Source organism: Endozoicomonas sp. G2_1 (assembly GCF_017744155.1).
Lineage (GTDB): Bacteria > Pseudomonadota > Gammaproteobacteria > Enterobacterales > Alteromonadaceae > JAGHQT01.
Map to the genome: position 1 here is coordinate 51383 of NZ_JAGHQT010000012.1, position 21972 is coordinate 73354.

Below are 21972 nucleotides of genomic sequence, written 5' to 3' on the forward strand. Positions count from 1 at the left end.
GGTATTACCTATGTCGTCAGCAAAGCCAAGCTGTGCTAACAGCCAATATATTCATTGCCAAAACTGTAGTATTAGTGAGCTATGCTTACCCTTTTCTTTGAACGATCAAGAACTGGATCTACTTGACAATATTATTGACAGGAAACGTCCAGTACACAAAGGTGATCGCTTGTTTAAAGATGGCGACAGCATGCAATCACTTTACGCTATAAGAACAGGTACCTTTAAAACTTACACCATTAATGCCAATGGTGAAGAGCAAATCACAGGTTTCCACCTAGCCGGCGACTTGTTGGGCTTTGACGCTATTGCTGACAGCAAACACCCGAGCTTTGCTCAGGCATTAGATACCTCAATGGTTTGTGAAATCCCATATAACACGCTTGATTCTCTCTCTAACTCAATGCCTAAGCTCAAAAAGCAAATTTTGCGTTTAATGAGCGACGAAATTCGCACCGATCAAGAAATGTTAACCTTGCTCAATCGAAAAAATGCCGAACAGCGGCTTGCAACCTTCTTAACGATGTTAAGTAACCGCTATGAAGCGCGTGGCTTATCAAGTACAGATTTTAGATTGTCGATGACTCGCAGTGATATTGGCAATTACCTAGGGCTAACCGTAGAAACTATCAGCCGCTTACTGAATCGTTTCGACAAACAATCGTTACTAAAGGTTAGTGGCAAGTCCATTTCAATCTTAGACCTAAACCAGCTGAAACAAATCGCAGAGTTATAATCTGCACATAACGATCGTGTGATGGTGATACGAATAACCATCACACGAATAATCATTACACGCTATCTCACTATTTATCGCCTTTAAAGCTGGGCATTAATTTAACCCATAACAAGCGCTAATCAACCTTTCTCGCGATTGTCCTTTTTCGTTTACCCCGCACTTGGCAAGCTCAATTGCTTCCACTATGCTTAATAACAAGAACTTGATTTAAAACAAATAAAATGTCTCATCTATCGGGCATGATAAGTTTATAAAACTAAGTACTAACGTGAGGTAAACATGGAAAAGTATCAGAATTTACTCGTAGTGATCGATCCAAAAACTGAGGATCAAAAAGCGCTAAAAAGAGCCATTGATCTTGCAGCAAAAACCAATGCCAAGATTACCGCTTTCCTTACTATTTTCGACTTTTCCTACGAAATGACCACGATGTTATCGAGTGACGAGCGCGAGGCCATGCGTCAATCGGTAATAAAAAGCCAAGAACAGTGGATTAACGACATCATTGCTAAACTTGGCGTTGAACACCTCAATATTACTGTAAAAGTCGTTTGGCACAATCGTCCTTTTGAATCGATCATAGAACAAGCGCTCGCCGAGGGTTGTGATTTAGTGATCAAGGGCACTCATGAGCACGACAAACTCAAATCAGTCATTTTTACCCCAACTGATTGGCATATTTTGCGTAAATGCCCTTTGCCAGTGTTATTAGTTAAAGACCACAGTTGGCCTAAAGACGGCAATATTTTAGCGGCAATCAATGTCGGTAGTGAAGACGAAGAGCACGCGTCACTTAACCACAAGATCACCGAAGAAGCGCTTAACTTAGCTAATCTAATCGACGCCAATGTTCACTTGGTGAATTCTTACCCGGGCACGCCAGTGAATATCGCGATTGAAATTCCCGAATTTAACGCAAGTGAATACAATGATAATATGCGCCAACACCACGTTGATGCCATTACTAAGCACGCATCAACATTTGGTATAGCATCAGAAGCCTTGCACATTGAAGAAGGTTTACCTGAAGATGTTATCGATACCCTATCCCACAAACTCGATGCCGAGCTCGTCATTTTAGGGACCGTTGGTCGCACAGGTTTGTCGGCTGCGTTAATTGGTAACACCGCTGAACATGTGATTGACCGCTTAAATTGCGATGTTTTAGCACTAAAACCCGATGAATTTGTCAGTCCATTGTCGTAGATTTTTACCCACTGTGCTTATACTCGTTTTTTGCTAGTACTAAAGCGACATTTTATAAATCGACAAAGCACTTGCACTTCTAACGCGAATAACGCTCCCCAACTAAGCGTTATTCGCGTTTTTTATTCTATCAATCTCGCCAGTAACAAGACATACTCGCATCTCTTGATGGATTCAGTATAATACGCGCGATTATCGCTAGGAATTTATTATGTCTGAACTTTCACCATCAAATTTATCAACCGAAACACCTGTCGCCACTGACCTTAACGAGTTAAGTGCCACTGAGAAAACTCAGTTGATCAAGCTTGAAAAAAAGCTGCGTAGAAATGTCGGACAAGCTATCGCCGAATACAATATGATTCAAGATGGCGACAAAATCATGGTCTGTCTATCAGGTGGTAAAGACAGCTATGCGCTGCTGTCGATTTTGATGATTTTAAAGCAACTAGCACCAATTAATTTTAGTATTGTTGCGGTTAATCTCGACCAAAAACAGCCGGGGTTTCCTGAACACGTATTGCCAAACTACCTCGACAGTTTGGGCGTTGATTACCACATTGTCGAAGAAGACACCTATTCCATTGTTAAAGACAAGATTCCTGAAGGTAAAACCACTTGTAGCCTGTGTTCGCGTCTGCGACGCGCTGTACTTTACAAAGCGGCAAAAGAGCTAGGAGCAACAAAAGTCGCTTTGGGACATCACCGTGATGACATAATCGAAACACTAATGCTAAACATGTTTTACGGCGGCAAGATGAAAGCCATGCCTGCTAAATTAGTTTCTGATAATGGCGAACACGTCGTGATTCGCCCATTAGCGTTTTGTAAAGAGTCTGATTTAGCGCTTTACGCTAAACTAAAACAGTTCCCGATTATTCCCTGTAACCTGTGTGGCTCACAGCCTAATTTACAGCGCCAAAACATCAAACAAATGCTAAATCAATGGCAAGAGCTGTTTCCTGGCCGAATAGAGTCTATGTTTACCGCCATTCGCAACGTGGTGCCTTCGCACTTGTGCGACAGCGAGCTTTTCGACTTTAAAAATGTTGATTTAACCACTGGCGTTGTTAACGGTGGTGACATTGCTTTCGACCAAGAAAGCGTAACAAGTTCAGATAGCGCTAACACTCAAAAAGCGAAGTTTGACCGTGGCGCAAACCCCGTTCAAATCATTGATTTGAGCTAATTGAGTTTAGCCACTTAATCAAAACGAGTTGGTTTGAGCTAATTACTTTAAATGGCTCACTTTGCATTACTTACTTTGAATCAAAAGTACGCGCGATTGTGTCTTAGCATATCGGTGAGTTCTAAGACATAGTCGGCGCCACGTTCTGAATAAGGCACTAAACCCGTGGCTAATATTTCAGGCAATAAAGCTTGATCTTGCTCACGCAGCTGACGGCGAATTGAGCGAAATAAAATATAGGCATTATTGGTATTGATATTGTGTAAGTAGCGCTTAACCGCGGCATCAACTGACTTGAACGCTTCAACCTCGTGGTTTGCGCCGCTATTACGCGCTCTTGGTACCATGCCACAGCCCTTTCGGTAGCACCAAATACCAAAGAAATTGAGACCAATTCGGGCAAAACGCGATGTTCCCCAAGCAGATTCATTAGCCGCTTGCACCAAGACTAACGCGGTTGGAATCTCATCAACTCTCGCCACTAATTGGTCCATTTGCTGAAATGGTGTCAGATTCTTTGCTAAACGATATTGCTTGGCCAAATCACCAAGCCACAATAAGTCTTGATCAGACAATTCCTCTTCTAGCATTATCTGAGCTTGAATCTCTAACAGCTTTGCTCTCAAGCCTCGCAACCGAGCATTTTCGTCTTCAATCGATGGGCGAATAAATGCAAAAAACTGGCGTTTCTTCTCTTTTACATCAGGGATTGAGCCAAAATCAGGAAGTTGGACACTGTGTAACGGCTGCTCAACGGGTTTCGGTTTAACAACTTCGACGACTTTGGGTTCAGGCGGTTTAACGGGTGTATAAACTGGTTTTAAAAAAGTAAAAGGCGCAATAATAGCCACGATTGCTATCAAAGCTAATATCAATTTAACCAACACACTGATATTGCGCATTTACTTTCCTTTAATTAGTTTTTACTACACCCAAAAACAGCTGAACTCAACGTTATTCCAATTATTACTATGCCGAAAAAATATCATCGCGTCCATGAGAGTTAAGTGCATCGGCATTCACTTGCTGAATTTTCATACCGAAAATCTCGCGATAAAGAATCCCCTTAACATAGTAATACATTGGAATTAGGTAACTTAACCCCAAAGCAAAAACCGCCAAACCAACAATACCTAAGCCGGCATTGGTTAATACGATTGTCGGCAATGACAGCAGTAACAAGGTAATAGATAATACCAAGTACAAAGCAAAAATTTTAAACCATTGAAACCTAAGCGCCTTAATTGATAATACGATTGCCTGCATAGGTGATACGCGTTTTTCGATGACTAGTGGTACCACTAAGGATAACGAGACAAAGAAGAAAATTGCCGGCAAAATCAATATTTGCCCCAAGCTAATTAACAAGGACGAAATCAGCGTTACTAGCGCAACCCAACTACTGCGGCGCAAAAAGGCAAAAACTAACCTCGGTTCAGTTTGAACACCAATAACTTTTAAAATGCCCATCATTTCAACACCGGCGATAAATGGTGCCACTAAAACGGTTGCCACTAAATTAATTAAACTAAGCGGTGCTAAATCTTGCTCTGCACTACTAACCAAATTAATTCCTAAATAACTCGCACCAGCATACATAATAAAACCAGTGAGAAAAAAGCAAAACGCAATACCTAAATTTATCGGCTTGCGGCTTTGTTGCGTGTGCAGCCATGCCTCACGCAAAACTGCTTGGACATCAATTTTGTAATTTCCTGCCAACGCATTTTCAACGTTGCCGCCAATATTCACTAATGAATCTTTTTCCACAAATGACCTTTTATTTTTCATTGGAGAGTTTAAGAGTGTGCGTTATCCGGCATTCGACAACGTCGACCAAACAATTTCAAGGGCTAAAATAAGCAATACAGCACCCATCACGCGATCTAACCAGTAGCCTTTGCGCTGCAAGTTTTGCCTAATACGCTGGTGACTAAGCATATAAGACAAGCTAGCAAACCAAATCGTGGTTGCAATTGCCATATACAAACCGTAGGCGGACTTTACCATTAAAGGTGTGTCTGGGCTAATCACCATGGCAAATAAACTGACGAAGAACAGCGTTGCTTTAATGTTTAAACCATTGACTAAAAAGCCATTAATAAAGGCTTTACGCGCTGATGGTGGTTTTTGTTCAGCATTAAAGTTTTCGTTATCTATTTGTTCTGGTGCTGGCGCTTTAGCGGTCAAACCAAAATAAGCGATATAAGCAAAATAACCAGCAGCTACCCATTTTAACGCCAACAGTAAACTTGGTTTGCTGGCAATCAACAAGCCAATGCCAACTAAGGAATAAGTCACGTGTAACAAAATACCAGTGCCAATGCCAACGCTTGTATACAGGGCGGTTTTACGGCCGTAACAAACACTATTGCGGACAATCACGGCAAAATCTGGCCCAGGGCTTGCCACGGCAAGAAAGTGAACAGCGGCAATCAATAAAAATTCATCTAAATAGGCCATTTGGCGCTTCCTGTCTGCTTGTTTGAGCTATATGAGTCTTTGATATTATCCATGTGGTCATAAAGTTCGTTTACTACTTTTGCTCGCTACTTTTGGTCTCTACTTTGCCCATCACTGCTGCCGTTCGCAGTTTTCTGCTTAATCGAGGCCAAGCAATGAGCAAAGAACTGATAACCTTTGTCGCGAGCTAACGACATATTATTGAGCGGAATTTGCTCCGGTTGCTTGTAGGTTGCTAGCACCTTACTCATACTCTGTTCGCGAATAATGTGTAGAGTCGGCCAAGGTGACTTATTGGTAAAATTAGTGACATCATCAACGCTTTGATCGGCAAAACAGTAATCAGGGTGAAAACTTGCGAGCTGAAACTCACCTTCAAAGCCCATATCTTCGAGTAAGTCCTGACTGTAATCAAGCAGTTCCAAATAGTGTTCAAAATCAGTAAAGCCCTGGCTGTAAATGACCAAGCTAGTTTCCAATTGAGGATTGTTGGCAAGGTGTTCAAACTGGCTGGCAAGTTCATCAATAGCACTGGTTATTTTGATTTGCTGGCTATCGACATAGTGAATTGTATTATTAACGAATTCTTTTTTGGCAAATGGACAGAAGTTCAAGCCAATCACGATTTGCTCAAGCCAAGCTTTGGTTTGCAAAATAGCAGTGGTATCGGCAACGGCGTTAACGTTATTGTCCTTGTGAGACTGTGCTAAAGAGTTTGGTAAAGAAGGATTAGATACATTCATTTGATAAGAAATACACCAGTTATGTTTAGGCTTGATTTTGTTGCAACTGCCACATTTTAGCATAGTGGCCATCTGCTAAAATCAAATCGCTGTGGCTGCCCTGCTCGATAATTTCACCTTCAGACATCACTAAAATGGTGTCGGCATCGACAATTGTTGATAAACGATGAGCGATAACAATGGATGTTCGCTCTGCACTAATTTCGTTAATTGCCGACAAAATAGCTTGTTCACTATGGCTATCTAGTGACGACGTCGCCTCGTCAAAGACCAATATTGCCGGGCGCTTTAACAAGGTGCGCGCAATCGCAACCCGCTGTTTTTCACCGCCGGAAAGCTTTAAGCCGCGCTCACCGACTTGCGTGTTAACACCATCGGGCAAGCCGGCAATAAACTCTGATAAATGAGCTAACTCTATCGCGTGGTTAACATCTTGCTCGCTGGCGTTAGGATTGCCATAGCGAATATTTTCATAAAGGCTATCGTTAAACAGCACAGTGTCTTGCGGGACAATACCGATAGCACTTCTCAGTGAGTGCTGGGTAATTTGACTGATGTTTTGACCATCTATCTCAATTGCGCCAGAACTAACGTCGTAGAAGCGGAACAACAACTTAACCAAGGTTGATTTTCCTGAACCACTAGCACCAACAATTGCTAATTTCTTACCTGCGGCCAGCTCAAAAGACAACTTTTTGATAATCGGTCTCTGCGCTTGATAGTTAAACGAAACTTTGTCAAAACTAACACGACCCTCTTTAATGTCCAGCGATTTAGCACCTTCAACATCGGTCACTTTGGGCGTTTTCAATAATAAACCAAACATATGTTCGATGTTTGCCAATGAGCCTTTAATCTCTCGATAGACAAAGCCGAGGAAGTTAAGTGGTAAGAACAACTGCATCATAAACGCGTTAATCAAGACGAAATCACCGAGTGTTAGCACTCCAGCAGTCACTTGTAAAGCCGCCAAGCCAAGCATAGTGGTCATTGCCACCGAGATAATTAAGGCTTGACCACCGTTGAGGGCGAAAAGCGATAAACGGTTCTTAATTTTGGCCCGTTCCCAATGCGCTAATTGTTGATCATAGGCATTGGCTTCGTACTCTTCATTAGTAAAGTACTTGACGGTTTCGTAGTTGATTAAACTATCGATAGCGCGGGTATTACTGGAAGAGTCTGCTTTATTGGCCTCGCGAATATAGCCAGTGCGCCATTCAGTCGCCACTACTGAGTAACCAATATAAGTGACAATAGACAACAAAGTTATCAAAGCGAACCAAGGTCCGTAGTTAAACAACAAAATACCAACAACCATGGTAATTTCAAGCAAGGTCGGCAAAATATTAAAAACCATAAAACGCATTAGAAAACTAATGCCAGCGTTACCGCGATCAATATCTCGAGATAATCCACCCGTTTGCCTATCAAGGTGAAACGCTAAGTCTAAATCGTGTAAATGGCGAAATACGTTTAAACCAATACGCCGAATCGCGCGCTCGGTTACCCGGCCAAACAACGTGTCGCGTATTTCAGCAAAAATAACGCTGCAAAACCTCACTAAGCCATACGCTGCAACTAGACCAAGTGGCGCAATTAACCAGCTATCGGCATTGGTAGTGTTTTGGTTGGCGTCGAGGGTATCAACCAAATCTTTGAGAATAAACGGCATGTAAACGCTCGCCACTTTAGTTAACACTAAACAGGCAATCGCAATACTAATGCGCAGTTTAAATTCGAGTAGGTAGGGAATGATGAGTTTAACAACCCGCCAATTAATACTATCGACGGGGCGTTCAGGGTAATTACTACGACGCATACTCAGCCTATCGTCTCATTGAATTTGAACGATTAGCTGTAACAATATCAATGTTGCTGTTTTTACAGTGAATCAACAATGTCGTTAACCAATTCTGGGCCTTGATAGATAAAACCAGTATAAATTTGCACTAACGAAGCACCAGCATCGAGTTTTTCTTGTGCATCTTGCGCCGACATAATGCCACCAACACCGATAATGGGAATTTTCTTATCCAGTGCTTGCGACAACAAACCGATCACTTTAGTGCTTTGGTCAGTCACTGGCGCACCACTTAAACCACCCTGCTCATTGCCAAACTCTAGGTGCTCAACTTTATCGCGGGCTAAGGTTGTATTGGTGGCAATAACACCGTCAATATTGTTATCAAGCAGGCACTGAGCGATTCCTTCAATTTCTTCTTGAGTCAAATCAGGGGCAATTTTTACCGCTAGTGGCACATACTTGTCGTATTGCTCTGCCAAACTCTTTTGTTCTGTTTTTAGTGCAGATAACAACTCGTTTAGCGCTTCGCCGTATTGCAGTGAGCGCAGGCCTGGCGTGTTTGGCGATGAAATGTTAATGGTAATGTAGCTAGCAAAGTTATAAACCTTGCGCATACAGTGTAAGTAGTCGTCTTTGGCGTTTTCTTCAGGGGTATCTTTATTTTTGCCAATATTGATACCAAGCACACCTTTAAAGTTAGCCTTACGCACTTGCTGCACTAAGTAATCAACACCCTTGTTATTAAAGCCCATGCGATTAATAACAGCGTTGGCGGCAGGTAAGCGGAAAATTCGAGGTTTGTCATTACCCGGTTGAGGCCTTGGCGTGATTGTGCCAATTTCAACAAAACCAAAACCCAAGGCACCAAATGCATTAATACACTCGCCGTTTTTATCTAAACCGGCAGCTAAGCCTACCGGGTTTGGAAAGTGAATACCCATAACATCAACAGGTTTGTCGGCAGGTTTATTGGGGAAAAATAGTTTAAGTGGTCCAGCACCCAAGTTTTTTAATGACTTAATCGTGAGATCATGAGCGACCTCGGCATCTAATGAAAAAAGTGCTTTGCGTATTAATGAGTACAAGACCTTGCCCCTAGTAAATTCTGTTAATGTCTTAAAAACGATTGGTTCTGCTTTTTCCGGCTAAATAAATTCGGCTAAGTAACCCTTTCTATTTAAAAAATGAGTTTTAAGTACCAAAAATAAAAAATCCCCGCAGTTGCGAGGATTTTATCATTGTTACCTGTCTAAGAACATGTCCTAGTAGGTTTATTTACAGCAAACTTATTTGCTCGCTTCGTAGTGCATGCTAAGTAAAGCAAGCTCGCGCAGTGCAACTGAGAACTGTGCAAACTCATAAGTTTGACTGGTTCTAAAGTCAGCTAAAATGTGCTGCCAGCGGGCCAGCGGTTGAGCACATTCTTCGAACCATACGTCAAGCATAGCATCAGTATTTTCACTTTCTGGACAGATAGTTAATACCGCTGCGGTCAACAAGCGCTGCTGCCAATCGAGGTCTTCTCTAAATGACGCACGCGCTAGTGCTTGCCAGTGGTTTGCAACCGGTTGACGGGTAATTTGATCCAAGAACCAGTGCAACTCTAGGCGCACACCTAACTTGAAGTACAACTCAGCAACCAGCTCAAGCGGCTTGTTGTGGTTTTGTGCAAGTTCGGCGATATCCAATACAGAGAACACTGAGCTCAATTGAGCAATCAACTTAGCAATAGCCTTATCAACGCCCGCTTTAACTAAGTCTTTTTCGACATGCGTTAACTGTGCGGCTTCTTCTTTGTCTAAGTAGCTTTCTAGTTTTTCGTTGAGCACTTTAAACGACGGCTTGTAGAACTCAATTGTTTGTTCAATGCTCAAGCTGTGATTGCGATGACGCAAGAACCAACGAGTTGCACGACGAACATTGCGACGCAATTGGAACAACATTTCAGTTTGTACTGCTGTCGAAATCTTGTTGTCTAGATCTTCAATCACTTGCCATGCATCAGATAACCCGAATACTTCACTGGCAATCGTGTAACAGTTAGCAATTTCAGCAACACTAGCACCAGTTTCTTCTTGCATGCGGTGAACAAAGTTGAAGCCCATATCGTTGCCGATATCATTCGCTAATCGAGTCGCAATGATTTCTGCGCGAAGTGGGTGATCTTGCATTTGATCACTGTATTTTTTCTGTAACTGCTGCGGGAAAGCATTTAACAATAAACGATTGTGATAAGGGTTGTCGGTAATTTCAGGACAAACCAAGTCTTCTTTTAACACCATTTTACTGTATGCAAGCAATACCGATAACTCTGGACGGGTTAAGCCTTTACCTTGTGCTAAACGCTCAGCGATTTCGTCATCACTTGGGATAAATTCCAAACCGCGGTCAAGCTTACCAGTGCGCTCTAATTCGTGAATAAAGCGAATTTGCTCTTTGAGCTGATCAGCGCCGCGCAAATTAGTGATCGACAACGAATGCGTTTGGCGATAACAGTTAGTGAGTACGATATCAGCAACATCATCGGTCATATCGTAAAGTAACTTGTTGCGTTGCTTAACGGTTAAATCACCGCTTTGGACTAAGCCGTTGAGTAAGATCTTGATGTTAACTTCGTTATCTGAACAGTCGACACCACCAACGTTATCAACCGAGTCGGTGTTCATACGACCGCCATTAGCAGCGTACTCAATACGGCCCAACTGAGTTAAACCTAAGTTACCACCTTCACCAACGATTTTCGCTTGTAACTCATTGCCGTTGATACGCAAGCTATCGTTAGCACGGTCACCTACTTCCAAGTGGCTTTCAGTCGCACCCTTGACATAAGTACCAATACCACCGTTCCACAACAAGTCGACCTTCATTTTCAAAATCGCTTGAATCAACTCGTTAGGTGCCATTGATTGCTTTTGAGTACCCACCATTTTCTTAATTTCAGGGGTCAATTTAATTGACTTCGCTGAACGATTGAAAATGCCGCCACCCTCAGAAATTAATTTCTGGTTGTAGTCTGTCCAAGAGCAACCTGGGGTATTAAACAAACGCTCACGTTCTACATAAGAGCTCGCCGCATCTGGGTTCGGGTCGATGAAAATATGCAAATGGTTAAATGCCGCTTGTAAGCGAATGTGCTTAGATAGCAGCATACCGTTACCAAATACATCACCGGCCATATCACCAACACCAATCGCGGTGAAGTCTGTGGTTTGACAGTCAATATCCATCTCGCGGAAGTGACGCTTAACCGACTCCCATGCACCGCGAGCAGTAATACCCATGCCTTTGTGGTCATAGCCAACACTACCACCAGAGGCAAAGGCATCGCCCATCCAGAAGTTGTATTCTTCAGAGATGCCATTAGCGATATCAGAGAAAGTTGCTGTACCTTTATCGGCAGCAACAACTAAGTACGGGTCATCTTCATCGTGACGAACCACGTTTTCTGGGTAAACCACTTCACCAGCAACAATGTTGTCAGTGATATCGAGTAAACCGCGAATAAAGGTGCGGTAGCACTCTTTACCTGCTTCAAATACTTCTTCACGAGTACCGTTAGGCAACTGCTTACAAACAAAACCACCTTTTGCACCAACAGGTACAATTACCGTGTTTTTAACTTGCTGTGCTTTAACTAGACCCAGTACTTCGGTACGGAAATCTTCTCGGCGATCTGACCAACGCAAACCACCACGAGCAACTTTACCACCGCGCAAATGAACACCTTCAATTTGCGGCGAGTAAACAAAAATTTCAAACTTGGGAATCGGTTGTGGGATCTCACTAATTTGCTCAGGTAAAATCTTAAATGAGATGTATGATTTAAGCTGATTTTCGTTGTTGGTTTGGAAATAGTTAGTACGAATAGTCGCACTCATCATTTCAACAAAACGACGAATAATGCGGTCATCATCAAGGTTAGCAACGTGTTCTAACGACGCTTCAACATCGGCCAGTACTTTTTCAATCGCTTTTGGCTTAAGCTTAGTGCTAGGGTCAAAGCGCAAGTTAAAGTACTTAATTAGCAATTCGGCAAGATTAGGGTAACGGGCAAACGTATCTTCAATATAGCTTTGGCTAAAAGTACCGCCAATTTGACGCTCGTACTTGGCAAATGCACGTAAAATAGACACTTCACGGCCAGCTAAACCAGCGCCTAAAATCAAGCGGTTAAAGCCGTCATCTTCTAAATCGCCCTGCCACACCTTGGCAAACGCGTCTTGGAATAAGGTTTGCATCTTGGCTAAGTCAAACTCGCCGTCACCTGTCAGCAACATTGAGAAGTCTAAAATCCAATTAGCTTCGCCGTCAGCAGTCATCACAGCGTATGGGCTCTCACCAATGACGCGCAGACCGAAGTTCTCTAACATAGGCAAGACATCAGAAAGATGCAGTGGCTCACCTGTGTGGAACAGTTTTAATTTAACAAAACGACTGCCCGCTTTTTCTTCTTGCGGTTGATAGAACAACATTTCAAGCTTGTTGTCATCAGAAAGCGCTTCAAGCTTTTCAATATCGACAATCGCTGAGCCCGGTAAGACTTCGTCTTTGTACGATTGCGGGAAACGAGCGTATTTTGAGCTTAAGGCTTTTGCTTGTGCTTCACCTTTGTTCGCCTTTAATGCGTCGGTTAATTTGTCATCCCAGCTACGCGCTGCTTCGTTCAAATTCTTTTCAATTTCTTTCACATTGATATCTGCTTTAGTTGAGTCAACTCGCACGATGTAATGGGTACGCGCTTGTACTGACTCAGAGAAGTAAGTGGTAAATTCAACTTCTTGTTTACTGCCAAAGGCTTCTTGTAACAGCTTTTGAGTTTCAATTCTCAGTTTCGTGTTATAACGCTCACGCGGCACGTAAACCATACAAGAGTAGAAGCGATTAAAGGTATCGCGACGAACGAATAAGCCAGAGTAATCGCGCTCTTGCATTTGCAATACGCCAAGTACGTTTTGCAGCAGCTCAGGTACCGTCGACTGTAAAATTTCATCGCGCGGATAAGTTTCAAGAATGTTGATCAATGACTTGTATGCGTGGCTGCCTTTGGCAAAGCCAGATGAATCACAAACCGACGCTACTTTTGACTTAATTAATGGTAAATCTAAGGCGCTGTTGGTGTAATAAGCAGAACCGAATAAACCGATAAAGCGCTCTTCACCAATAACATTGCCTTTTTCGTCAAAGCGCTTAACACCAATGTAGTCAATCAAGGCTGGACGATGAACGCGTGAACGAGAGTTTGACTTAGTCAAAATCAACGGGCTTGAACCAAACGCGGCATCGCGTGCTGATTCACCTAAACCTGAAAGCAAACGCTCTTTGCTCGCTTTTGAGTTTTTCATTAAACCTAAGCTTGAATCAGCAACTGGTTGTAAAGCAACATCGCCTTTGAGCGCTTTAACGTCGTAGCCGCGATAGCCCATTAAGGTGAAGTTGTTATTGGCAAGCCAAGTTAAAAATTCTAAGGCATCTTTCTTTTCTTGTGCTGAACAAGGCAGTTTTGCCGATTTCATCTCAGCAATAACTTGATTTAAGCGCTCAAGCATTGGCTGCCAATCAGTTACGGTTAACGAAATATCGCTAACTACTGATGCGAGTTCTTTGGCCAACTCGTCTAATTGCGCTTGGTCAGCTAAACGATCGATTTCAATGAAGAAAACAGTTTCAACTAGAGCTGTATTTAACGATTCATCAGTCGCTGCTGCCAACTGCACGATTTGATTGTTGTCATCGCGAACAATTTTAATTGGGCTGTTTAGCATTAAGTGCGGTGACAAACCTTGGCGGTTCAAAGCAATGCGCAACGAATCAACTAAAAATGGCATATCGCTAACGATAACTTCAACAATCGTATGGCTTGATTTCCAACCGTGCTTCGATACTTCTGGGTTAAAAACTTTAATTACTGGGGTCTGATCTTTGTGACCATTTAATGAGTTCCACAAACTCAACGTGGCACCATACACATCGCTGTCATTGCGATTATTTAAATCGTGACTAGAGATGTTGCCATATAGTAATTGGGTAAATTGCTCTACAAGCGGTGCTGTTTCATTAGGAACTTTTTGCTGTATTAACTGTGCTACATTTTTCAGAATGACTGAAGGTAAGCCGTCTACTAACGCCATGCCGTTTTCCTTTTGGATAAAACGAAATTAATTATTATCTTGTTTGTCTTTATGTTGAATTGCTCAACAAGCCCGACCAGCTGGCCTATGCCAACAGGTTATAGCATAGATCATTATCGGGATTTTATTAATAATGTTAAGGGATTGCGAGCGTTTTTTTACAAGGTAGGGCCACTGGGATATGCAATATTTGAGGAAGGTTATAACCTAGGTAATTGTTTATATGAGTTGCTTGAATAGAAAATGGCCTTACGGCCATTTTCTTGATTAATTATGCAGCTTTTGAGTAAAGCAAATACACTAATTATTTTTCTTAATTTGCTTGGCGTCTGGCCATAAGAAACTCGCTAGTGCTGGCAGTACGATGACCGCTGCTAACATGTTGACTAAGAACATGAAAGTTAACAAGATGCCCATATCAACTTGGAATTTCAAATCAGAGAAGAACCAAGTTGAAACACCTATCGCCAACGTAATACCCGTGATTAACACAGCACTACCGCGCTCTTTAAGTGCAGCTAAATACGCTTCAGCAACGGTTTCACCATCACTTAAACGCTGGCTCATCGTCGACAAGATATAAATACCGTAGTCAACGCCAATACCAACACCTAACGCGATAACCGGCAAGGTTGATACGGTTAAGCCAATTTCAAGCACGGTCATTAACCATTGTGCCAATGTCGATACCACGAATAATGGCAGTACCACAGAAATTGTTGCACGCACGCTTCTAAAGCTCAATAAGCACAATACGATTACCGCAGCATATACGTAAATCATCATGGGGATTTGAGCTGCCTCTACCGCTTCATTGGTTGCGGCCATTACACCAACAGGACCCGATGCTAATTTAAACTGCAAATCTTCAGTGTTCATTTCTTCAGACAGAAGTTTAACTTGCTTAACAATACGATTAATTGTTTCAGCTTTGTGATCTTCTAAGAACAAGATCACTGGCATAACACTACAATCACTATTTAATAAGCCACTTGACGTCGGCACACGAGCAATCGACTGCACTAAGCTTTGTTGATTACGCGGTAATACGCGCCACTTTGGATTAGCTTCGTTGTAGCCTGAGTTAACAATCTTGGCTATTGACGCCAAACTAGCAGCAGACTGAACCCCTTCTACGTTCTCCATACGCCATTGGAACTCGTCAATCACGCTGACGTAGTCGTGGTAGGTACAAGCGCTTTCGGTGGTCTCAACAATCACTGACATGTAATCAACGCTGATAGCGTATTTGTCGGTAATTAAGAAGGTATCTTGGTTATAGCGAGAGTGTTCGTGCAGCGCTGGTGCCCCGGCGTGCAACTCACCAATTTTCATGTCTTGTGAAAAGTGCAAGCCAAAGGCAAATAGCACTGCCGTGAAAACCAGAATGAAAGTAGCCAAACGACGATTGGCGACTAACGCTAACGTTTTCCAAACTGGTGATTCTTTTTCCTGATCATCGCCCTCTTTACGGTTAATAGTCACGTAAGACACCAACAACGGCAATAACACTAAGTTGGTTAAAATAATAACCGCGACACCCAAAGACGCAGTAATCGCAAGTTCGCGAATAATACCGATATCGATAGCCAATAAGGTCAAGAAGCCAACGGTATCTGAAAGCAAAGCAACGCCGCCTGGAACCAATAACGCTCGGAAGCTGAACTGAGCCGCTTCTTTGCTGTTGTAACCTTGCGCCACTTTTTTGCCAATAGAGTTGATCATCTGAACCGCGTGGCTTACACCAATCGCAAAGACTAAGAACGGCACTAAAATTGACATTGGGTCAAGGCCAAAGCCTAAACTAGATAACATACCAATTTGCCAAACCACAGCAATCAGTGAACAAACAATTGGTAAAATAGTCAGTTTTAATGAATGACAGAAGAAGTACACCATAAAGGCGGTAATTAGGATGGCAACGCCAAAGAATAAAACAACTTCTTTAGCGCCGTTGGCAACATCGCCAATCATTTTGGCAAAGCCGATGACGTGAACAGTAATACCGTCTTTCTCATATTCGCCGCGAACTTCTGTTTCAAGTTGCTCAGCAAAAGCGATGGTGTTCAACTTTTCGTTAGTTTGAGGATCAATGTCCATCAACGAGGCCGTTACCATCGCACAAGTGTAATCGTCAGAAACGATGCGGCCGACAATACCGGCTTTGTCGATATTACTGCGAACAGTTGCCAAACCGCGTTCGTCCGCTTTAAAGTCGGCCGGAATCACAGGGCCACCGGCAAAGCCATCTTCAACAACTTCGGTAAAGCGAGTGCTAGGCGAATAAAGTGATTTAACCTGAGTACGAGCGACACCAGGGATAAAAAATAATTTGTCGTGAACACCTTTAAGTGAAGTAAAGAACTTCTCGTTAAAAATATCGCCTTCGCTGTTACATACCGAAATCAAAATATTATTGGCACCGCCAAAGTTCTCAGCGTGCTTTAAATACGTTTTCATGTAACTGTGATTAAGCGGAATGTTTTTGGTAAATGAAGCGTCAAGCTTAATGTTGGTTGCTTGATATGCCAAACCAATGGTGGTCAACAAAAACAGCAGTAAAACTGCGATACGATGTCGAAATATGGTAATTTCTATTCGATTGATTAAAGAATTAACTGTCATAATTTTACTTGTCTATTGTAATTGTTTTAATACCAACATCCGAAACAGCAATAAGCTTGTTTTGAAACCAAACGCCAGCAACGAGTGACTTACCATCTGCTTGTCGGTGTTCAACAAAGCTCTGACCATCGTCATCACTAACCAACAAAGTACCACTGTTACCCAAGACTAAAAGGCGATTATCGTCCACTAACACCACGTCATTGAGCAAAGCGGTGGTATCAGTTTTAGACATTTGCCAAGGCGTGCCATTGCGCAAGCTACGGAAAACGTGGCCGCGTAAGCCAACCACAACTAAATTACCCGCTTGTGTTCTAACAATATCGAAAAACGAGCCTTGATAAATTTCATCGAATGCTTGCCAAGTTTTACCAAAATCATTGCTTTTAGCCATCAAACCTAGCTCGCCAGCTAAGTACAAAGTGCGGCCATCCGTTTCAATGCGGTTAAAGTGAGGTAAAATGCTACCGCGTTCATCTAAGTATAAAGCCTCATCTTCGAGCTTTAATTCTTCCAAGTATTCAACATCTTCTACCGGTAGTAGTTCACCGTGAAATTCGTATTGCCAATTTTGGCCGCCGTCTTCAGTGCGGTAAACTTGGCCATAAGCGCCAACAGCCATGCCTTGGTCAGCATTTTTAAATACAACGTCTAACAGCGGCTTTTCAACCTCGGGAAGGTATTGCTGCACTTGCCAGCTCTGCCCCGCATCCTCAGTTTTTAAAATAGTGGCATCGTGACCCACTGCCCAACCTGTATTGGCATCAATAAAGAAAACAGACGTCAGCATTGATGTTACCGGCACTTGTGCTTGTTGCCAGTTTTGTCCATCTGTCGACAGTAAAATATGCCCTCGATCACCGACTGCAACTAATTTGCCTGCCGGCGTTAAAGCAATATCCAATAACAATGACTTACTCGCCAATGGCGCTTGCCACGCTTGTTTTGGCTCAGCCGCCACTGTGGGCAACAGCATCACTAAACTAATAACGGTAACGAATAACTGTCTCATTAATCCTCTCAATACTTCATATACACGTAAAAAATATTACCTTTCACCAAATGAAAACGGCTGACAATTGTCAGCCGTTTAAGTCATGTTAGTTGATTAACGACGACCTTCACGTCTTAGTGCTGAAGGTGTGAACTCTCGTTCAGTGACTTTCGCGTCAAAGTCATACATACTGCTCTGGTTGTCTAAACCACTGGCAATGTAACGGCGCGACTGCAAGTCGTGGAACACTTCTAGTGTTAACCATTGAGTTGGCACTTCGTAGTAGTTTACCGAGTGCGCTAAACCAACGCGGTATAGCTCGTCACGGTTGTCGTAGATGTCAACAACAGCAATTTGCCAACTATCTTCGTCAATAAAGAAAGTACGTTTTTTATAAATATGGCGAGTACCATCTTTTAAGTTCGCTTCTACTACCCAAACACGGTGCTTCTCGTAACGAACAAATTCTGGGTTGATGTGACCTGGTTGAATTAGATCGTCATATTGAACTTGGTCACTGTGCAGTTTGTAATCGTTGTATGGAATCAACAATTCTTTTTTACCAACCAAAGTCCAGTTGTAACGATCTGGTGCGCCATTGTACATATCGACGTCATCAGTTGTTCTCAAGCCATCCGAAGCTGTACTTGGTGCATCATAAGCAACATTAGGTGCACGGCGAACACGACGTTGACCTGTGTTGTATGTCCACGCTTGGCGAGGCGTTTTTATTTGGTCCATGGTTTCGTGCACAAGTAAAGCAGTACCCGCTAAACGTGCTGGCGCAGTAACTTTTTGCTTAAATTTGAATACCATGTTCTTTTCTTCTAGCTCTTGCGGTGTAGCATCCGGACGAGAGTAATGGAAGATAATTCTTTCATCGATGGCGATATAGTTGTAGTCACCACCAGCAGTCGGTGAAACAACCCCACTGTTACGGCTAACGGTTTCACCGCGATAGCGCAAGATGTGGTTCCAAATAACTTCTAAACCATTAGCAGGGATTGGGAACGGCACACCAACAGCAGTGTTGACAACACCGTTACCACCTTCAACTAGTTCAGCTGTTGTCGCATACTTTTTGGTCGCGTCGTAAACAAATTCAGGAAATGCCGCAGAGCGCTGAGTTGGGTATACATTCATTTTGAAACTATCAGGGTAGGTTTCAAATAATTTAATTTGACCCGGCGATAACAATTCTTTGTACTTATCTAGATTTTGCTTAGTTACCGTGTACAGCACTTTGTCATTGGGAAATGGATTTGGGTGATGGTCACCTTTTTTGTAGCCGTCTATCGGCTTAGCAATACCACCTGTCCACGCTGGAATTGAACCATCAGCATTACCTGCGCGCTCTGCACCAATTGGCGTTAATTCTTTACCTAACTTGCTCGCCTCTGCTGAGCTCACTTTAGCAACCGCAGCGCCGCCAAATAAGGCGCAAGAAACAGCAAGTGATAATAATGTTATTTTTTTCATAAATCTCTGCCTTTAGATATTATATGTAACGCTAAGCGACACGAAATCGCGATCTTCAAATTGGTTTGAAGTACCTACGCCATCGAAGAATACGTTGTAGCCAATTTCCGCTGACCAGCGGTTTTGATAATCAAAAGTTACGCCAAACGAAGCTGACTTGCGCTCTTCACTGAATAAGAATAGCGGGTCTGGTGTTGTACCGTTAACATCATGAGAAAATACAACACGAGGAGTTACGTTAACACCGGCAAAAGCATCGTTGTATTCAAGTCTTGCTAACACGCGGTAGCCCCATGCCGATTGACTAGCAAAAGGATTCGTTTCAACACCGTTTTGAATAGCGATTTCAAACGAACGACCACCTGGAATATCAATACCACCATTTCTGCCAGTACCTGGAGCATTTAATCTTAACTCGCTTGGATCAGGGAAGTCGTTGATGTAAACACCACCAATTTCAATCAAACCTGTGAACTGAGTTGCACCAAAAGTTGGACCGAACAAATGAGTCAATGTTAATTGTGCTTGAGTAGTGTCAGACAAAATGAAACCATCAGCAAATTCACCTGGCTGAACAGTATCAATCTGAGAAATACCATCTAGTGAGGTATTAATACCAACGTTTGCAATTTGTTGTGGAATCGCTGCAAATAAGATTTCAACGTCATCGATTTGTAACGGCTCGTCTTGACGATAAGATACTTCACCCGCTACTGAAGTTGTACCAACAGTCGTATTAAAGCTTAAACCGTATAGTTTAATGTCTTCAGTGTATTGTAGGCGAACTTGTGGGAACGCGCGTAAATCAAAAACATTGTCACGGTTAATTTGATTTTGGCTGATAAAGCCAACATCATTCAAAATTGCTTCTGTCGTGTAGTCAGCAACTCGACCCGAAATAACTGGACGACGACTGTGGTAGTTCATGTGATACAAACTCAACTCAGTATCGTTAAGCGATTGTAAGTACCACGACAAACGAAGACCGTACTGACCGCCATTTTCTGGGCGAATTTCACCATCTCGACCTTGTGGGCGTAATGCAACAACCGTTGGGTGCGCTAGGTAAGCTTGACCAACTGCCGAAGCTGGCAACGCGCCTGAACGAACTAAGTCACCAAATTGGTTTAAGCCGTTAATTAACGCGTCTAAGCTAATATCAGGGCGAGAAGCAAAACCAGTTTGAATGTTATTCAGATGACCACCGTCACCGGCAAAGTCATTAGTAGAAAAGTAGCTACCGGCGGCTGGAATGATTGTTTTTGCCCAACCGTATTGATAAAACGCTTCAATATCGAAAGTTTCTGTGACACCTAAAGACGCCCAAACTGCACCAAATGGAATAAATGCTTCTTTAAGTTCTGCACCAGGAGCTCTTAAACGTGAAATATCAACCGGGTTTAATTCACTGATACCGTGGGCGATAAGGGTACTTTCACCCCAACTGATAACCTGCTCACCTACGCGAACTGATAACGGCATTTCACCAATATCAAAGTCACCGTAGAAAAATGCATCTAAAGTACGAAAGTCTTTACAAACTTGTTCATCAGAATAACGCTCTTCACAAAGATCAGCACGTTGTCCTGTTAGCGGATTAACCCAGGCGCGAGATTCGTCAGCAATTTCAAAATCATAAAAGTAGAAAACACGTGTGAAGAAACCAAAATCACCGTAGCGAATATCAATATCGTGAGAGCCTTTGACAATTTTTGAGAAGGTTTCGCCTGGCTCAAAATTTAGGTTGCCGTTATCAACGTTAGTTGAATAACCACCAGCACCTTGCCAGATATCTTGTTGTAACGGCGGAGATAGGAAACTGTAATTTGAGAAGTCAAAGCCGTTGTTCGGGTTATTTGAAATACCAATTAAACCATCAGTATCACGGTTTTCTACGCGCCAGCTCGCACCAGCACTAAAAGTCGAGTCAAAAGTTATTTCAAAGTCACCTAATTCAAAAGTTGCCGCTGAAGCATTGCTTGCCGACAAACTAAGAAGCGCAGCTGCAACACTGGCTACTAGAGGCTTCTTATAGAACTTCACACGAGGACTGTGTTTCATGATTTTTCCCCATAGTCAAAACTATTGTTATTAAATTTATTATCATCCTAATCCACGCCTGCTTGTGGATAAAACAATAATTGCATCATTTGAATGTGGAGGCAAGCGTTAAAAATCAATAACAATGCTTAGTAAGACAATGACTTGCCTAGAAAAAAAACAGTCAATTTAAACTACGTTTAAAACAATTGTTTGAAACGAAATAAAAATGAAATCGCCAAGTGGTCGACATGTTGACGATTTATCGGCTCTGCAGAGCAGATTTTGGGGAAATTTAGCTCTGAACAAATTTAAACCACCGTTTAAAGTACATACTCTATTTATCTAGTTTTTCCAAAGATAAAAATTTGTTATTTTCAGTATATAAACAAAATGAGCCATAGACACCCACCCGTGTCATGTACGGGCGAATGTGGCTGGCGGGGAATTGTACTCGTTGACCAGTTGAAGACGTCACCATCACAGCTTTGACTTGCCCGTGATAATAAGCAAGGCATTCTTGGTATGGCAACGCCAACTGAAAGTAGTACTTTTGTACCAT

General features: G+C 42.5%; 15 protein-coding genes. 3 read left to right on the top strand and 12 right to left on the bottom strand.

The genetic code is table 11. The annotated features are described in order from the left end of the window. The first annotated feature begins 10 nt into the window (after positions 1–10). From fnr to ttcA, 3 genes are all read left to right on the top strand, one after another. On the top strand, positions 11–736 hold the full coding sequence (gene fnr / locus J7384_RS13515) for a fumarate/nitrate reduction transcriptional regulator Fnr (RefSeq protein WP_209114906.1): 726 nt from the start codon (positions 11–13) through the stop codon (positions 734–736). 282 nt (positions 737–1018) lie between these two features. Next, positions 1019–1945: a universal stress protein UspE gene (gene uspE, locus J7384_RS13520; RefSeq protein WP_209114908.1), complete on the top strand. Its 927-nt coding sequence runs from the start codon at positions 1019–1021 to the stop codon at positions 1943–1945. 211 nt (positions 1946–2156) lie between these two features. Beyond that, the gene (gene ttcA / locus J7384_RS13525) at positions 2157–3134 is read left to right on the top strand and encodes a tRNA 2-thiocytidine(32) synthetase TtcA (RefSeq protein ID WP_209114910.1); all 978 of its coding nucleotides are present in this window, start codon (positions 2157–2159) and stop codon (positions 3132–3134) included. 80 nt (positions 3135–3214) lie between these two features. Here ttcA and J7384_RS13530 read toward each other — a convergent pair whose 3' ends face one another. The 12 genes from J7384_RS13530 to J7384_RS13585 all read right to left on the bottom strand — a co-directional run bounded on the left by J7384_RS13530 (position 3215) and on the right by J7384_RS13585 (position 21972). Next, positions 3215–4036: a glucosaminidase domain-containing protein gene (locus J7384_RS13530; protein WP_209114912.1), complete on the bottom strand. Its 822-nt coding sequence runs from the start codon at positions 4034–4036 to the stop codon at positions 3215–3217. A 67-nt stretch (positions 4037–4103) separates the two neighbouring features. Then, on the bottom strand, positions 4104–4904 hold the full coding sequence (locus J7384_RS13535; protein ID WP_209114914.1) for a hypothetical protein: 801 nt from the start codon (positions 4902–4904) through the stop codon (positions 4104–4106). A 42-nt stretch (positions 4905–4946) separates the two neighbouring features. Further along, positions 4947–5597 (bottom strand): LysE family translocator, encoded by a 651-nt coding sequence (locus J7384_RS13540; RefSeq protein ID WP_209114916.1) that lies wholly within the window; start codon positions 5595–5597, stop codon positions 4947–4949. A gap of 86 nt (positions 5598–5683) precedes the next feature. Continuing rightward, positions 5684–6340 carry a DUF1415 domain-containing protein gene (locus J7384_RS13545; protein ID WP_209114918.1) on the bottom strand — a complete coding sequence of 219 codons (657 nt, stop codon included), beginning with the start codon at positions 6338–6340 and terminating at the stop codon, positions 5684–5686. A gap of 25 nt (positions 6341–6365) precedes the next feature. After that, complete coding sequence (locus J7384_RS13550) at positions 6366–8159, bottom strand: ABC transporter ATP-binding protein/permease (protein ID WP_209114920.1); 1794 nt, start codon at positions 8157–8159, stop codon at positions 6366–6368. Positions 8160–8221: 62 nt separating this feature from the next. Further along, positions 8222–9229 (bottom strand): quinone-dependent dihydroorotate dehydrogenase, encoded by a 1008-nt coding sequence (gene pyrD, locus J7384_RS13555; RefSeq protein WP_209114922.1) that lies wholly within the window; start codon positions 9227–9229, stop codon positions 8222–8224. 201 nt (positions 9230–9430) lie between these two features. Next, on the bottom strand, positions 9431–14272 hold the full coding sequence (locus J7384_RS13560; protein ID WP_209114924.1) for an NAD-glutamate dehydrogenase: 4842 nt from the start codon (positions 14270–14272) through the stop codon (positions 9431–9433). Between the two features lie 300 nt (positions 14273–14572). Then, the gene (locus J7384_RS13565) at positions 14573–16897 is read right to left on the bottom strand and encodes an MMPL family transporter (protein ID WP_209114926.1); all 2325 of its coding nucleotides are present in this window, start codon (positions 16895–16897) and stop codon (positions 14573–14575) included. 4 nt (positions 16898–16901) lie between these two features. Then, positions 16902–17909: a YCF48-related protein gene (locus tag J7384_RS13570; RefSeq protein WP_209114928.1), complete on the bottom strand. Its 1008-nt coding sequence runs from the start codon at positions 17907–17909 to the stop codon at positions 16902–16904. Positions 17910–18005: 96 nt separating this feature from the next. After that, a complete protein-coding gene (locus J7384_RS13575; protein ID WP_209114930.1) occupies positions 18006–19370 on the bottom strand; it encodes a DUF1329 domain-containing protein in 1365 nt (454 codons plus the stop codon). Between the two features lie 12 nt (positions 19371–19382). Beyond that, complete coding sequence (locus tag J7384_RS13580; RefSeq protein WP_209114932.1) at positions 19383–21431, bottom strand: DUF1302 domain-containing protein; 2049 nt, start codon at positions 21429–21431, stop codon at positions 19383–19385. A gap of 316 nt (positions 21432–21747) precedes the next feature. Then, the gene (locus J7384_RS13585; protein WP_209114934.1) at positions 21748–21972 is read right to left on the bottom strand and encodes a DUF2835 domain-containing protein; all 225 of its coding nucleotides are present in this window, start codon (positions 21970–21972) and stop codon (positions 21748–21750) included.

Bases quoted from the DNA above. Each gene is read 5' to 3' on its own strand.
- J7384_RS13570 (WP_209114928.1), bottom strand. From the start codon at position 17,909: ATGAGACAGTTATTCGTTACCGTTATTAGTTTAGTGATGCTGTTGCCC.
- J7384_RS13545 (WP_209114918.1), bottom strand. From the start codon at position 6,340: ATGAATGTATCTAATCCTTCTTTACCAAACTCTTTAGCACAGTCTCAC.
- ttcA (WP_209114910.1), top strand. From the start codon at position 2,157: ATGTCTGAACTTTCACCATCAAATTTATCAACCGAAACACCTGTCGCC.
- J7384_RS13585 (WP_209114934.1), bottom strand. From the start codon at position 21,972: ATGGTACAAAAGTACTACTTTCAGTTGGCGTTGCCATACCAAGAATGC.
- fnr (WP_209114906.1), top strand. From the start codon at position 11: ATGTCGTCAGCAAAGCCAAGCTGTGCTAACAGCCAATATATTCATTGC.
- uspE (WP_209114908.1), top strand. From the start codon at position 1,019: ATGGAAAAGTATCAGAATTTACTCGTAGTGATCGATCCAAAAACTGAG.
- J7384_RS13580 (WP_209114932.1), bottom strand. From the start codon at position 21,431: ATGAAACACAGTCCTCGTGTGAAGTTCTATAAGAAGCCTCTAGTAGCC.
- J7384_RS13550 (WP_209114920.1), bottom strand. From the start codon at position 8,159: ATGCGTCGTAGTAATTACCCTGAACGCCCCGTCGATAGTATTAATTGG.
- J7384_RS13575 (WP_209114930.1), bottom strand. From the start codon at position 19,370: ATGAAAAAAATAACATTATTATCACTTGCTGTTTCTTGCGCCTTATTT.
- J7384_RS13565 (WP_209114926.1), bottom strand. From the start codon at position 16,897: ATGACAGTTAATTCTTTAATCAATCGAATAGAAATTACCATATTTCGA.
- J7384_RS13560 (WP_209114924.1), bottom strand. From the start codon at position 14,272: ATGGCGTTAGTAGACGGCTTACCTTCAGTCATTCTGAAAAATGTAGCA.
- J7384_RS13530 (WP_209114912.1), bottom strand. From the start codon at position 4,036: ATGCGCAATATCAGTGTGTTGGTTAAATTGATATTAGCTTTGATAGCA.
- J7384_RS13540 (WP_209114916.1), bottom strand. From the start codon at position 5,597: ATGGCCTATTTAGATGAATTTTTATTGATTGCCGCTGTTCACTTTCTT.